This is a genomic window from Paraglaciecola arctica (genome assembly GCF_018861065.1).
Lineage (GTDB): Bacteria > Pseudomonadota > Gammaproteobacteria > Enterobacterales > Alteromonadaceae > Paraglaciecola > Paraglaciecola arctica_B.
On the sequence record NZ_JAHKQO010000013.1, the window covers coordinates 1 to 15,049 of the forward strand.

Genomic DNA, 15,049 nt, shown 5'->3' on the forward strand with positions numbered 1-15,049 from the left:
CCCAGATGCACATAACAACTGATGATGTCGTCGTTGCTGGTGTTGTCACCATAACGCACCGACATTTCTACGGCAGAAAAAGTAAAGCAGTAAGTAAAAGACATAAAGCACCATAATGTAAATGATAACAATTATCATTTACATTATGGTGCTTTTAATTTTAAGTCAATATAGAAATACAAAAAACAACATAAAGTTACTCAATGTAAAACGAATTGTCCTAGTAAAGACTTACAAGGTGTTAAAAAGGTTTATTGGCGCGTTTAGCAGAGAAACGACTTAAGTGTTTAATACCCTGACTAAGAATATTGGGATCAACCTGGCTGAAGACTTCATCCCCTGTTTTTAGGTCAAACACACGTACATTGCCATTATTCATAATTTCAATTCGCTGCTTGTCTGTTAGTAGCAACACTTTGTTACCTTGAGTACTAACAATGTAGTTGAGATTACTTTTCTGGGTGAGTGAATGCCCCGTACTGTATGCTTGGGATTTTGCTGCACAGCCAAGCAGGTTGAGTGCGGTGGGGGCGATATCTTCGAGGCTGCCCATAGATCTATTGATAGTGACATTAGTAAACAATGGATTGTTTAGAGCGCTTTGATCATCTAAGTTGCTCACAATAACGCGATATTCAGCTAACACTTCACTGCTTAGAAGTTCACTAATTTGTTGCGCCTGAACAAAGCCAATTGATAAATTACTGCTCGAATCGAAAAGTGCTTGCTTAAAGTTTTGCCAATCTTTTTGATAGGCAGACAATCTACGATTGTTAGTGTCTTTCAGATATAAAGAAACCTGAAGCCCCATCGAGTTTGGCAACTGTAATAATAGCGGTGAATAGTTTTGTAAAGCGCCATGGTACAACTCAGGTAAGCCATACAAGATTGTAGTGATACCGCTGTCTACTGAGGTTTGAAGTTGATAATGATTTTCAAACTTGGACAATCCGGCTATGGCACTTGGCATTTCTCCTTCGATTACTGAGAGTAATAACACTTTGTTACTAGTATTGACTGAGCAATAAACTGGCTCCGCGGGGTAAGCTATGCCCTTGATGGTCTGGTTAAATTGTAATGCCTTGCGTTGCTGGTAATCTTCAATGTCGAGCAAACTATATCGGGCCATCAAGGTTTTGGCTGTAGCCGGATAGGATAAAGGGAACATGTTGTCTTGCTGCACAATTGGTTGATAAAGGTTCGCATCGGCCCAAACGTGTAAGGCATGACTGATAACAAAACAACTCACAAAAAAGATGCTTATAGGAAGGCCCAATTTGCGCTTTTGTAGTCGGCTGATACGTTGCCATAATGCGTTGGCTACAATCAATTGAAATGACAACCAAACCGTAAACAGTAACAGCAAAAAGCCCCACTGTTGCCACCCAAATTGCGCAATCGCAGTTTGTGTTTCATTACGAATGAGTTGTGCAGAATTAAGACTTAGGTGTACTCCATATTTGTTGTACAACAACGCATCAAACGCCAATAAAGCTAAGGCAAAGGCGGCTAAAACCGAACTTAAAATTTTGACAGCTTTGGCGTTGGGTACCAAATAACACAGCGGTAAAATGAGTATCACGAAACCAAAAAAAGTCAAAAAACCAATATGGCTTATCCAGTTAGTGAACAAATAAAAGGTTCCGATTGGTGAACCAGGCGCTGGAGAATTAAGAATATAAATGGCGGCTATGGTTACCGCAATCACAATATTTAGCAGTGCAAACCAATGGCCCCAATTGACTAATTGGGTGACTAATTTTCTGCGTGGGGTTTCAGCTAGGATCATTCTGCCGACCTTTTTTTATTTTCCATTGATACTTTTTAACAGCACTTGTGTAAACTGTTCGGCCATTTGTTGGCGCTGTTTTTCAGGTACTTGTTGCTGGAAAATATTAGTAACGACATTACCTAACACCATAAGGGATAGGTCGCGGTTCGCATTATTTTTCTCTAGAGCAATAATGATGTCATGCATGATGGCTTCAAATTGGCTGTCAGAGTATTTGGACTGTTGTGGCATGTAGTTTGGCTCAGGAATAATAGTACAGTGTATTTGAGCGATAATAACAATGGTCTAGATAAAATGCGAATAAACCAGTGACCAAGTTTAATTGATTTTTGTAAGGAAAAAATGTGAGCGCGTTGATACATCATTTTGTTGTACACCAATTAGCCGTTAACCAACAACAAGAGTTAACGCTAGTTCCTAGAGCGAGTTGTTTTGAAATTAGCCCTGAGATAGAAAACTTGGCGCAACAAATCAACCACGCGTTTAATACTAAGCCCGGTAAAGGGGTAGGGGCGTTTGTCACAGAAAACGCCGAAATAGTCAGTGTGAGTAGAGAGCCCTTAGCTAGTGAAGAGCCTTCAGCCGGAGAAGAGCCTTCAGCAGGTGAAGAACCACCAGTGCTGACGCCACATGCCGTGCCCTTCAAAACCTTGTTGGCAGACATGCAATCTGAAGAAACTGATTTTGTTGAATTTAGTATTCAAGCCAGTGAGTTATTGAAAAAATCTTTAATTGATACCGGCACATTGGAAACTGGATTTGTAGTGTTTAGTCATTACCAATTCCTAGCAACCGATTATTTGATGATAGCGATTATCAATACTAAGCAACATGTAGAAATTAATCGTGATTTAGAACTCACCAGTAGTGACCATTTAGACTTAGCCAAAATGCAATTGGCGGTGAGAATTGATTTGACGCAACTAGCGGTAACAGCTGAACAGCAGCGCTACATCAGTTTTATTAAAGGTCGTATGGGGCGTAAAGTATCCGACTTCTTTATGCACTTTATTGGGTGTGAAGAATTGGTGGATATTAAACAGCAGAATAAACAACTGTTGACCACAGTGGATGCATTTTTAGCCGCAGAACAACTTGATCCTGAAGAAAAACATCAAGTACGTTCTACTGTGTCTGATTATTATAAAGAAAAACTCGAGGCCGGAGAAGACATCCAAATTCAAGAGCTAGCAGCTAAATTACCCAGTGATCATGTTAGTTTTGAAGCGTTTAACCAACAAGCAGAAGCACCAGTTGAAGAGCAATTTCAGGCTGACAGAAGTGCCTTAAAAACTTTGGCGAAATTTAGTGGTCAAGGTGGCGGTATTTCTCTGAGTTTCGAGCGTAAATTATTGGGTGATAGAGTCAGTTACGATGCAGGTTCAGATACTTTGATGATTCGTGGAATACCTCCTAACCTTAAAGATCAACTTTTGAAATCACAAAGCTGACATCTGACCAGTATTCTTTATAATATAACGACCAAACATTTTACTCAGAACAGGACATAACCACTTTTTATGCAATTATTTGTTAATGATTTAACCGTAATGGATTTTTCTTATCTTTGCCCAGAGCGCGGTATGGTGGGGGAAAGCTGGATAGTAGATGTGATCCTAAGCGGCGATTTAAATGAAGAAAGCATGGTTTTGGACTTTGGTAAAGTTAAGAAACAACTAAAACATCTAATTGATGAATACATAGATCATAAGTTGTTGGTACCTGTCGAGCATGCTTATAGCCGTATTGAACACGATGAAAAACATGACAGAGTCACTGTAGATTTTATGCGTCCCAGTGGTAAGTCGATACATTTAAATTGTCCTGCAGAAGCCTATGCGTTTGTATATTCACAAAATGTGACTATGCCCTCGGTGAGCGACTACCTAAAAGATGTTATTGCCACTCACTTACCAGAAAACGTTGCTGGTATTGAGCTTAACTTGCGAGCTGAAGTCATTAATACGCCTTTTTATCACTACACCCATGGCCTGAAAAAGCATGATGGCAATTGTCAACGTATTGCTCACGGTCATCGTTCTAAGGTGGTGGTATTTGAAAATCAACTAGAGAGTATCAAGTGGCAAGAGTATTGGGCTAAGCGTTGGTGCGATATTTACATTGGCTCAAATGAAGATATTGTGGACATTAAAGAAACCTTATTTTCATCACTATATTCAGATCCCAGTCTTCATCACGTATTTGCATACGAATCTTCACAAGGTCGATTTGAGCTGGCCATCCCTAAAGTAGAATCAGAAATGATTGCCACAGATACAACAGTAGAATGTTTAGCGCAATTTATGGCAGATGAACATAAACGTATGAATTCGAACAGTAGCTTTAAAGTATTAGCCTTTGAAGGAGTGGGAAAAGGAGCCATTGCTTTTGCTTAAATATCTAACTTTATGTGCAATGTGTTTGTTGTCGTTAGGCGCGGTGGCTAATGGTATCAAGCTTAAAGGTGAAATGACTCAAGGGAGTTTAATTCGTGGAGAAGTGCCTGCTGGCAGTCAGCTTTGGTTAAATGAAAATCCCGTGCGCGTTTCAGAGGAAGGCTATTTCGCTTTTGGCTTTGGACGTGATGCTGAGCTGACACAAAAACTCAAGTGGCAGAACGCTCAAGGTGTTCTTCAGGAAAAAAACTTTACCCTAACAAAGCGCACCTATGTAGAACAAAAAATAGAGGGCGTTGCAAGTAAATATGTCAGTCCTCCTGAATCAGTCCTTTCACGTATTAGACAAGATAACCAACAAATCGGCGTCGCTCGAGCCAATAACGCTAGTAGGTTGGACTTTACCCAAGATTTTATTTGGCCAGCCGCAGGCCCTATCAGTGGGGTGTATGGTAGTAGGCGAGTGTTTAACGGTGTGCCTAAACGTCCTCACTTCGGGGTCGATGTAGCTGGACCAACTGGCACGCCAGTATTTGCTCCTGCAGACGGAATAGTCACTTTGTGGGTACCCGATATGTATTATTCTGGTGGCACCATGATAATAGACCACGGCTTTGGAGTGTCTTCTACTTTTTTGCATTTAAGTAAAGGGCATGTCGAGTCAGGTACTCAGGTTAAACAAGGTGACTTAGTTGCCGAAATCGGAGCCACAGGACGAGTAACTGGTGCCCATTTAGACTGGCGAATTAACTGGTTTAAAGAGAGACTCGATCCCGCTTTACTGGTACCGAAACGATAAAATTTCGTTAAAGTCGCTTGATAGTGAAAAAGCTCAAAAATTACCCTCGCGTTTTCTTTTAACTTCTGTATAATTCGCGCCCTGCCCAGTTGCCCCCGCTTGTGGGAAAGCGGATGAATCATACGACTCGAAGGGGTCAAAGTATTGATTTTTAGCGGTTTTGTGTAGCAGTCGGTAGTTAAATATCGAACATAAAACCAACGTAACGATTATTTATATATTTCGGGTAATTTTAAAATGAAAACTTTTGTTGCAAAGCCAGAAACGGTAAAACGTGAATGGTATGTGGTTGACGCCGCAGACAAAACTCTTGGTCGTTTAGCGACTGAGATCGCTAGCCGTTTACGCGGTAAGCATAAGCCAGAGTACACGCCTCATGTGGATACTGGTGATTATATAGTTGTGATCAACGCTGAGAAAGTCACTGTTACTGGCAACAAAGCCAAAGGCAAAATGTACTACGCTCATAGTGGCTACCCAGGCGGTCTTAAAGAGACTAACTTTGAAAAGTTACAAGCCCACAAGCCAGAGATGATCATTGAAAAAGCGGTTAAAGGTATGTTGCCTAAAGGTCCTCTTGGACGCGATATGTTCCGCAAAATGAAAGTCTTCGCTGGTCCTGAGCATACACATGCTGCTCAGCAGCCTCAAGTCTTAGACCTTTAAGGAGCATTACAGATGGCAGATAATCAATATTACGGCACTGGCCGACGCAAAAGTTCTACCGCTCGTGTTTTTCTTCGTGCAGGTAGTGGCAACATTGTAGTAAATCAACGTCCTCTTGACGTATTCTTTGGTCGTGAGACTGCACGTATGATCGTGCGTCAACCGCTAGAGTTAGTTGAAATGACTGAAAAGTTTGACTTATACATCACCGTAGCCGGTGGTGGTATTAGTGGTCAAGCTGGTGCAATTCGTCACGGCATTACACGTGCTTTGATGGAATTTGACGAAACTCTTCGTCCAGCATTACGTAAAGCGGGCTTTGTTACTCGTGATGCACGTAAAGTTGAGCGTAAGAAGGTTGGTCTTCATAAAGCACGTAAGCGTCCTCAATTCTCAAAACGTTAATTGTCCGACGACAGTCTTTTTACAAAAGATATTCAAAAAACCCAGCTTTTGCTGGGTTTTTTATTGTTTGCGATTTGTACAAAAAAACATCATCCCCTCAATATTTTCTCAAAAATACCTTAAGTATCAGTAATTCTTCATTTTATTAACGATTTCCTTGTCTTTTATGTGGGTTTTCTTTTATCATTTTCGGTTAACAGAAAAACTTTATTTTTTGAGTCAAATATTATTCAAATTATAAAGTGTCAGCCAAATTAACCCTCGGAGATTAGTGGATGAGCAATGTATCTTTAGATGCGCATGATTCGTCTGAAACCGAAAACCAACCAGTCAATAGTAATAGACGCCGATTTTTAACGGTGGCGACTTCTGTTGTTGGTGGTGTCGGTGTAGTCGGTGCAGCAGTGCCTTTTATCGCATCCTGGAACCCTAGCATTAAAGCAAAAGCTGCTGGGGCTGACGTAGAAGCTGATATAAGTAAAATCGAACCAGGTCAGTTGATTCGGGTTATTTGGCGCAGCAAACCCGTTTGGATTGCGCGTCGAACACCTGAACTACTTGCGTCATTGCTTACCCATGACGAACAGCTAAAAGATCCCAACTCCGATGAAGAGCAACAACCGGAGTTTGCTAAAAATGCTTATCGTTCTTTGAAAGAAGAATATCTAGTGTTGGTAGGTATTTGTACTCATTTAGGTTGTTCTCCTCAACATTTAAAAGACGGCGCGTTCGCGGAATATGTAGTAGGGGTAGAAGAAGGCTTTTTCTGTCCTTGCCATGGTTCTAAATTTGATATGGCAGGCCGCGTGTTTCAAAATGTACCAGCTGGTTTAAATCTAGTAGTGCCGCCTTATATGTTTGTTGACGACAATACTATTTTGATTGGTTCCGAAGAAGGGGCGGCATAATATGTGGAAAAATTTGATGGACTGGGTTGAGTATCGTCTCCCCATAATGCGCGTTGCAAACATGCACGCAATTCAATATCCCGCTCCCCGAAACATGAACTTTTGGTACATGTTTGGGTTTCTCGCAACCATAGTTTTAGTTAACCAAATTGTGACAGGTGTATGGTTAACTATGAGTTTCACACCTACTGCTGAAGAAGCATTTGCTTCAGTAGAATACATCATGCGTGATGTTGAATATGGCTACATACTCCGCTATATGCACAGCACAGGGGCGTCTGCCTTCTTTATCGTAGTGTATTTACATATGTTTAGAGGCATGATTTATGGCTCTTATCAAAAGCCACGTGAATTGTTGTGGTTATTCGGTATGTTTATTTATCTTGCCTTAATGGCCGAAGCCTTTATGGGGTACGTACTTCCTTGGGGGCAAATGTCTTACTGGGGTGCACAGGTAATTGTATCTTTATTTAGTGCTATTCCGGTAATTGGTCCTGACCTAGTAATTTGGATCCAAGGTGACTACGTCATTTCTGGTGCGACACTAAACCGCTTCTTTGCACTACACGTTATAGCATTGCCTTTAGTCATAGTGATTTTGGTGTTCTTACACATAGTAGCATTACATGAAGTGGGTTCTAATAATCCAGATGGTACCGACGTTAAACGTAAGAAAGGTTCGCTTTCCGAAGACGAAAAAACCAATTACAAAATTCACGAGTACTACACTGACAAGTACGACATTGTTGATGATATCGTGCCGTTCTTCCCACATATAGTGTTGAAAGATCTAGTCGGGTTTAGTTTCTTCCTACTCGCTTTCTGTTACATCATGTTCTTCAACCCAGAAATGGGTGGGTACTTCTTAGAACATCCAAACTTTGAGATTGCGAACCCGTTAAAAACACCAGAACACATCTTCCCTGTATGGTATTTCACGCCCTTCTACGCGATTTTGAAAGCGGTACCTCATAAACTTGGTGGTGTTATCGCGATGTTTGCAGCGATTATATTCTTAGCCCTTTTACCTTGGCTTGATAGAGGTAAAGTGAAATCTTGGCGTTACCGTTGTGGATTACACAAATGGAACCTAATGATTTTTGCGGCTGTTTTTATATTCCTAGGTTACTTAGGTGGCACACCTCAAGAAAACTGGAAAATCATTGCATCGCAAATACTCACTATTATGTATTTTGGTTTCTTTGTGTTGTTGTTTATATACAGTAAAAATGAGCGTACTAAACCAGTTCCAGCGAGGATCACAGAATGAGAAAGATAATTTTTGTATTGTCCTTGTTATTGCCTTTAGGTGTTATGGCTGCTGGCGGCAACGTTCATCTTGATAAAGCTGAGTATGACCTAACCGATAAAGCGTCATTACAAACCGGCGCTAAGTTGTTTATGAATTACTGTTTAGGATGTCACCAAACTCAGTATCAGCGTTACCAACGTACGTTTGAAGACTTAGGCATACCTGTTGAGTTAGGCCAAGCTAATTTACAATTTACAGGTGAAAAGCCTGGTGAGCACATTAAAAATGCTATGCCTAGTGAATCAGGTGCCAAATGGTTTGGTGCCCCGCCTCCAGATTTAACCCTAGTTGCGCGAGTGCGTGGTGCAGATTGGATCTACACTTATTTAAGAAGCTTTTACGTAGACGAAAGCACTAAGTTTGGTGTGAATAACTTAGTGTTTCCTGACGTAGGCATGCCACACGCACTACAAGAGCTACAAGGTGTACCAAGAAAAACCACAGAAAAAATGTTGATAGACGGTGAAATGGTTGACCGTTATGTTGGTATAAAAGCTGACGGCAGTGGTGAACTAAGCGCAGCTGAATACGACACCGCAGTATTAGATTTGGTCAACTACTTAGTCTATATCGGTGAACCTTCGCGCTTACAATCAGAAAAAATTGGTCGCTGGGTGATGATATTCTTATTAGTGCTGTTAGTACTGGTATATTTACTGAAGAAAGAATATTGGAGAGATGTACATTAATTCATAGCACATTTTTAATGAATTTAGTGTATAATCCGCGAAAATTTTGATAGGGGCTATATATCACGTATATGCCCCTTTCTTTTCCGTTTTTAATTAGTCGATTGTGACCTACAAATCGCTAATAACAAAACAATGCATAAACGCCTAAGGACAATCTTAGTGATTATGCGATTATGTAAGACATTTAGGAGATATATAGATGGCTGTAGCCGCCAATAAACGTTCGATAATGACGTTGTTTTCAGACACGATAGATATATACAGCCACCAAGCACGTATAGTGTTAGCCGAGAAAGGCGTTGGCGTAGAGATCAGTTTTACTGTTCCTAACGAGTTACCAGAAGATCTTCTTGAACTAAACCCCTATGGTACTGTACCGACTTTGATTGATAGAGAGCTAGTTTTATATAATTCGCATATCATCATGGAATATTTGGACGAGCGTTTCCCGCATCCTCCACTTATGCCTGTTTATCCGGTTTCTCGTGGTCAAAGTCGTTTGACTATGCATCGAATCCAGAACGACTGGTACGTATTGGCTGAAAAGATTATGGCCAAAAAAGGTGACTTAGAAGCCACTCGTAATGAATTACGTGAAGCCTTTTTATCTTTAGCACCATTATTTGCTGAAACGCCATATTTCATGAGTGAAGAATTCAGTTTAGTCGATTGTTATTTAGCACCACTATTGTGGCGTTTACCTGCTTTAGGCATCGAACTAACCGGTACTGGTAGTAAAGACGTTAAAGCGTATATGAAGCGTATATTTGAAAGACCTTCGTTTATTGCGTCATTGACCGACCAAGAACGTGAAATACACAACCCACTTTAACGGCTAGAAGTGATATGACACCTAATCAACCTTACTTATTACGCGCATTTTATGATTGGATCGTAGATAACAATCTGACTCCTTATATAGTGGTCGATGCGCATTATGCTGGAACACAAGTTCCGCAAGAGTTTGTCCAGGACGGTCAAATAGTGCTAAATGTATCTCCTGCGTCAACTGGTAATTTACAGTTAGGATTGAACGAAATCATGTTTAACGCACGATTTGGTGGTGTGCCTAGAGAACTAGTTGTGCCTTGCCCCGCCGTATTAGCGATTTACGCGAAAGAAAATGGTGCAGGTACAGTCTTTACTGTTGAAGAAAACTTAGGTTCAGGCGAAGTAGAGTCTAAGCCAACACCTCAAGAACCGGCTACAAAGCCGAAGAAGGGTAAACCTACTTTAACGGTTGTTAAGTAGCTGGGTTATTCGAAACATCTCAATCTATATAGGACCAACCCTTGGTGTTGGTTCTATATGATGCCTGAAATTATTCAAAATCATAAAAAGATTGCAGGTTAAAATATTATCCTTATTATATCAAATATGCTCCCGCACATTTGTTAGTCATTATAGGGATTAATAATGAAACCGCCTTTTGTCATTTCTCTGTTAGCAATCACACTTAGTTCCTCAGTATCCACATTCCAACGATGAAAAATACTAATCAGCAAGGTATTTCAGTGAGCATTTTATTGTTTATGATTTACCGTTATGCATTACTTTTTCAATTATCGTTGATATCAACTCTTGTTGAAGGTGCGACTAACTGTGGTTCAGTGACTGACCTGTGGAATGAAGCTTTATCGATAGAACAATTAAGTGTGCAAGAAAAGTTACTAGAGAATAGCCAAACAGTGGTTGCAGATATTCGCGCTAGTAAATTCGCTGCGTTATTTGAAACCTGCATTGAAACTGATTTTACCGATGCAACTCTAAAAAAATTATCTATAAATGATAAAGATGTCTTGTATCAATTGATGAATAAAATCACCTTTTACTCCCAAAACGACAGTATGCTTAGTTTCATAACTGGATTATTGGAAGATCTACCTTCCGAGGATTTAAGTAAAAAACGATACGCTGAGACTTTGTACTCTAGATATATAGCTAATTGGATGTTTGTTGAAGCACAAGAGTTGAAAACAAAATTTGAATTGGACAGCGCCGACTACTTATTTATACTTTCAGGGAACTTGGAAGGTAGCAGACAGGTTGTTATTCCTTTTCTTGAGATTGGAAAACTTCAAGAAAAGAAGGCGTTGTTTAGTGGAAGTCATGTGATAGTTGTAGGATCACCATTTTGCCAACCATCTGAACGATTCTCAGTGTGGTTAAAAGACAAGCCAGAGTTAAACAAGATTATGGATAAACATTCAACTTGGATAACTCGACAAAATGGTGACTTGCGGCTCAATGAAGTTCTTGAACATAACTCTATCTCTGACCATCAGCCATATAGTTTTGTATATAAAAGGGATCAATGGCCTGAAATTACTTATTGGGGAACACCCACTTTGTATTTTTTCGAGCAAAATAGCTTGGTAAGGCAGATTGTAGGGTGGCCGAAAGAGGGCAGAGAAGTCCAGCTTAGAGAAGCTCTCGCGGCAATCGGCCTACTTTGATAATCCTGCTTTAGGATAGTGGCTTAGGAAGCCCGATTAAGTATATTCAAATGCCTTAATCACTTGTTTTACACCATTGACATTACGGGTGATATCCACGGCTATATTGGATTCATGTTCGGTGACCAAACCCATTAAGAATACTTCTCCGTTTTCAACCTCTATCTCGATGTGTAGGCCATCTATACGTTTATCTGCGATCAGTTTGGTTTTTATTTTTGAGGCTAACCAAGCATCATTGGCTATGACACCTGCGGGAATAGGTGAGCCTAGGCGGATTTGGTTATGGAGCTTTTTAATATTTTTAACTGTTGCAGCAAGGTTTTGAGCCTGTTGTATCAATTCTTGAGTCGGCGCCTGACCCACCAATAAAGCGGTACCATTAAATACCTGTACAGTGATGCTAGTTTGTTCTTGTACTGCCAAGTCTTTTGCCAGTGCATTAGATATACGGCTAGCGGCGGTGGTATCGTCAACCTGAGTGCCTATAGTGCGTCTATCATGAGCTACAGATGCTGCGCCAACACCGGCACCAATAATTAGCCCTGCGCAGCCTTGTAGTAATAGGGCTGCTGAGAGTAGCGATGTTAGCAATATTTTTTTGGTTTTTAACACGGGTTACTCCTGAAAATTTTCAGGGAATAAACAATTGTCTATTCCCTCACAAAGACTATGAACAACTAAATAATGGACTTCTTGAATACGCGCGGTTCGGTTCGACGGTACACGGATTTCTACATCGTGTTGACTAACCAGTCCTTCCATTTTGCCGCCGTCCATGCCGGTGAGTGCTACTATAGTCATATCACGGCTTAGGGCAGCCTCCATTGCTTTGATCACGTTAGAGGAATTGCCACTGGTGGAGATAACAAACAAAATGTCGCCAGCTTGACCTAAGGCGCTAACTTGTTTTGAGTACACTTCATCGAATGTAAAGTCATTCGCTATAGACGATAACGTGGCACCATCAGCAGTCAGAGCTAGCGCAGGTAAGCTAGGCCTTTCTCGTTCAAACTTATTTAATAACAACGAAGAAAAGTGTTGCGCGATCACCGCTGAACCACCATTGCCACAACATAATATTTTATTACCATTAATCAAAGCGTTAACCATCATATAGGTCGCATTTGAAATGGCTTCGGGTAATAACTCAATTGAGGCAATTTTTATTTGGATACTTTCGGTAAAATTGGCCTTAATGCTATCTAACATAACACTCCTGCGTAAATTATATTTAAGATTGGTGCCATTGGATTAAACACTTTTTAACCAATTGACATTGTGCGGCTGTCGGCCCTTTCCTTCAATGCCCACTAAGTCAATTCTATGGGGGACGATACTCGGATTAAAGCCCTTTTCTTGCATATAGTGCATAACCGCAGACTCAAACTTACGTTTTTTACTTGTATGAAAAAATTCAACTGCAGAGCCGTGTTGACTGTTGCTGCGATATTTAACTTCAACAAATACCAGTTCGTCTCGGTCTTGCATAATTAAGTCTATTTCACCTGTGCGGCAGCGATAATTTTGCATCACAAATGTGAGACCCTGCTGCTCTAAGAAGGTTCGAGCAAAACGCTCAGCTTCCCCGCCTATTGCAGTAGACAGTGCCTGCTTAATCCATCGCAAGTAATTTTACTCTGTCTTGGGCAACTTGTGCCCAAGGTAAGCGCCTATGTAATACACCCTGTTCATCTACGTTGATTTCACCGGTTAATCCATGGCTAACAATCTGCGGTAGTGATTTTAACCGACGTAAATTGGGCAGTAAATTGTAGGCATCGAATCCCATAGCAAATAGCCGTAACAGAGTGTCTTGACGTTGTGGCCATAGTTGTTTGCTTTGATTCGCTAAGGGTTGCCAACTATGTTCAGGTAACATCCAAGGCATATCTGCGAAGGTGAGGTTACGTAGATCTCTCAGACTGTTACTATTTAGATCAACGCTATAGCTGCGTGAAGAAGCAAATACTGATAGTGACTTTCGAGCAAAAGGGCTAAGGCTGGCTTCAATAATAGGGTTAAGCAGCGCGGTTTGTTCTGGGTTTGCAAATAATACTATGGAGTCAATATCACGACGGTTTCTTTCCACCCCAAATACTTCAACATCGGCTAGCGTTTCGATTTGTTTAATACGTTTATCACTTTGCGCAACGTCCAACTTTTCAGATACTTGGATACGCATGTTTTTGTTGTCAGTAAAAATACTTAAGTCTGGTTGAATTGCATTGGGGATTTCTTGCCATGTGGCAATAAATGCTGCGGCCATTCTTTGAGTGGTTGGATTATCGGCAGCAAATATGATTGGTCTAACCAACTGATTTTTCTGAATATGTTGCGCCAGTTGTTGTGCTTCATCTTCTGGGGCCAATGAAAAGTAATAGTGTTCAGCCGCAGGGGAGTGTGACTCTTCTGTGGTATCTAGCTGCGCAATAACTGGGAGTTTAGGCGTTATCTCTACTCTATTTAGTGCTAAAAGTATTTTGTCTTTCGGTAACACAGCACGAAGTTCAATAATTTTCTCTTTAACCAAGGGGCCCAACACCACATCAAAATCCGCTACCATTTCATTTAGCTGTTGCGCCGTTTTTAATGCGGAATCGAAAAAGCGGATCTCACGGTATGTTTTAGTCATGCTAGAAATGGCATCATTTGAGACTTCACTGGTTTCAGACAGGTTATTCGAGTCAAGCACTGCAGAATCTAAGCTTTCCAAATACGCGGCCAATATGCCTTCTTTTATCGCTTGGCCTTGATTGGCTAGTCTGCCGGACAATGGTAATAACACTGCAATACGTTTTGCCTGAATGGTAGGCTCTAACAAAGATTGCTGGATCTCTGCTGGTAGATTGTTTACAAGTGAATGCCCTAAATGCCTACTTTGCCAACTAACAAGTTGTTGGTTAAACAGGTCAGGTTCCAAGGCAAAACGTTTTACGATAATCGCTAACTGTAACCAAGGTTGCAATTTTGTTTCTGACAGTCGTGCTTTTTCTAAATCACTTAAGGTTAACTTGTTAACCCATTTCCAAATTGTTTGAGTTTTTTCTGGGTCATCAATGTTGGTGTCTTGAAATGCTTTGGCGGCGTTTAACCATTGCTTTTTATTAACAAAAAGCTGCGCTTCTAGAGCGGCAATGCGACCCTGGTAACCATAATCCCCTTGTAAATTGGCGAGTATAATTTCTACATTGTCATATGCCTCGTTAGACAGAATTAGGTAACATTCTGCTAGAAGTAAACTGCCATGAGTGATGTGGCGATTATCTTGTAATTCTGATTGCAGTACTTTTAGCATTCGAATGCTTTTTTCGCACTGTTGCTCAAATTGCAACGCTTCGGCGGCTTGTAATAAATACTCATTGCGCTGGTAGAAATTTTTGGTGCTAGCATCATATTGTTTTGCTTGAGTTAAAAAATAAGCACTGTCTTTGACTTGTTCGATAATTTCTTTAGTTGGTTTTACTGCAATTTTTTGAGGTTGCCGAGTTGGGCTGCTAGAACAAGAAAAAAAACACAAAATAGTGATACAAAAAATCACTAACGCTCGAAAACTCATCGATGATACCCATTAAATAAAGTGATAATAACCATGTTAGTTTATAGTATCGGATATAAATATC

At 40.6% G+C, this 15,049-nt stretch carries 17 protein-coding genes; 11 read left to right on the plus strand and 6 right to left on the minus strand.

All coding sequences use genetic code 11. The annotated features are described in order from the left end of the window. Positions 1–241 precede the first annotated feature (241 nt). Positions 242–1,789 (minus strand): DUF3413 domain-containing protein, encoded by a 1,548-nt coding sequence (locus KO534_RS04000; RefSeq protein ID WP_215927503.1) that lies wholly within the window; start codon positions 1,787–1,789, stop codon positions 242–244. Between the two features lie 15 nt (positions 1,790–1,804). Beyond that, positions 1,805–2,023 (minus strand): DUF1414 domain-containing protein, encoded by a 219-nt coding sequence (locus KO534_RS04005; RefSeq protein WP_215927505.1) that lies wholly within the window; start codon positions 2,021–2,023, stop codon positions 1,805–1,807. A gap of 113 nt (positions 2,024–2,136) precedes the next feature. Between KO534_RS04005 and KO534_RS04010 the strand changes: the two genes are divergently transcribed. From KO534_RS04010 to KO534_RS04060, 11 genes are all read left to right on the plus strand, one after another. Next, on the plus strand, positions 2,137–3,243 hold the full coding sequence (locus tag KO534_RS04010; RefSeq protein WP_215927507.1) for a nucleoid-associated protein: 1,107 nt from the start codon (positions 2,137–2,139) through the stop codon (positions 3,241–3,243). A gap of 69 nt (positions 3,244–3,312) precedes the next feature. Next, positions 3,313–4,188, plus strand: a complete 876-nt coding sequence (locus KO534_RS04015) for a 6-pyruvoyl trahydropterin synthase family protein (RefSeq protein WP_215927509.1) — start codon at positions 3,313–3,315, stop codon at positions 4,186–4,188. Between the two features lie 19 nt (positions 4,189–4,207). Next, complete coding sequence (locus tag KO534_RS04020) at positions 4,208–4,987, plus strand: M23 family metallopeptidase (RefSeq protein ID WP_215927691.1); 780 nt, start codon at positions 4,208–4,210, stop codon at positions 4,985–4,987. Positions 4,988–5,224: 237 nt separating this feature from the next. Then, a complete protein-coding gene (gene rplM / locus KO534_RS04025; protein WP_215927511.1) occupies positions 5,225–5,653 on the plus strand; it encodes a 50S ribosomal protein L13 in 429 nt (142 codons plus the stop codon). A gap of 12 nt (positions 5,654–5,665) precedes the next feature. Continuing rightward, positions 5,666–6,058, plus strand: coding sequence for a 30S ribosomal protein S9 (gene rpsI, locus KO534_RS04030; protein ID WP_215927513.1), 393 nt, complete (start codon positions 5,666–5,668; stop codon positions 6,056–6,058). Between the two features lie 275 nt (positions 6,059–6,333). After that, on the plus strand, positions 6,334–6,966 hold the full coding sequence (gene petA, locus KO534_RS04035; RefSeq protein ID WP_215927515.1) for a ubiquinol-cytochrome c reductase iron-sulfur subunit: 633 nt from the start codon (positions 6,334–6,336) through the stop codon (positions 6,964–6,966). A gap of 1 nt (position 6,967) precedes the next feature. Continuing rightward, positions 6,968–8,236: a cytochrome b gene (locus KO534_RS04040; protein WP_215927517.1), complete on the plus strand. Its 1,269-nt coding sequence runs from the start codon at positions 6,968–6,970 to the stop codon at positions 8,234–8,236. After that, positions 8,233–8,967, plus strand: coding sequence for a cytochrome c1 (locus KO534_RS04045; protein ID WP_215927520.1), 735 nt, complete (start codon positions 8,233–8,235; stop codon positions 8,965–8,967). Before KO534_RS04040 ends, KO534_RS04045 begins: the two co-directional genes overlap by 4 nt. 202 nt (positions 8,968–9,169) lie before the next feature. Then, the gene (sspA, locus tag KO534_RS04050; protein WP_215927522.1) at positions 9,170–9,802 is read left to right on the plus strand and encodes a stringent starvation protein SspA; all 633 of its coding nucleotides are present in this window, start codon (positions 9,170–9,172) and stop codon (positions 9,800–9,802) included. A gap of 14 nt (positions 9,803–9,816) precedes the next feature. Then, complete coding sequence (locus KO534_RS04055; protein WP_215927524.1) at positions 9,817–10,221, plus strand: ClpXP protease specificity-enhancing factor; 405 nt, start codon at positions 9,817–9,819, stop codon at positions 10,219–10,221. Positions 10,222–10,484: 263 nt separating this feature from the next. Next, positions 10,485–11,426: a hypothetical protein gene (locus tag KO534_RS04060; RefSeq protein ID WP_215927526.1), complete on the plus strand. Its 942-nt coding sequence runs from the start codon at positions 10,485–10,487 to the stop codon at positions 11,424–11,426. 36 nt (positions 11,427–11,462) lie between these two features. On the opposite strand, the gene dolP is transcribed toward KO534_RS04060, so the two are convergent. Genes dolP through KO534_RS04080 form a run of 4 tightly spaced genes read right to left on the minus strand, consistent with a single transcriptional unit; the run spans position 11,463 to position 14,985 of the window. Then, complete coding sequence (gene dolP, locus KO534_RS04065; RefSeq protein ID WP_215927528.1) at positions 11,463–12,041, minus strand: division/outer membrane stress-associated lipid-binding lipoprotein; 579 nt, start codon at positions 12,039–12,041, stop codon at positions 11,463–11,465. A gap of 3 nt (positions 12,042–12,044) precedes the next feature. Continuing rightward, on the minus strand, positions 12,045–12,638 hold the full coding sequence (locus KO534_RS04070) for a phosphoheptose isomerase (RefSeq protein WP_215927530.1): 594 nt from the start codon (positions 12,636–12,638) through the stop codon (positions 12,045–12,047). Positions 12,639–12,680: 42 nt separating this feature from the next. Beyond that, a complete protein-coding gene (locus KO534_RS04075) occupies positions 12,681–13,055 on the minus strand; it encodes a YraN family protein (RefSeq protein WP_215927532.1) in 375 nt (124 codons plus the stop codon). Next, positions 13,042–14,985: a penicillin-binding protein activator gene (locus tag KO534_RS04080; RefSeq protein WP_215927534.1), complete on the minus strand. Its 1,944-nt coding sequence runs from the start codon at positions 14,983–14,985 to the stop codon at positions 13,042–13,044. The genes KO534_RS04075 and KO534_RS04080 overlap by 14 nt, the downstream gene beginning before the upstream one ends. Positions 14,986–15,049: the final 64 nt, after the last annotated feature.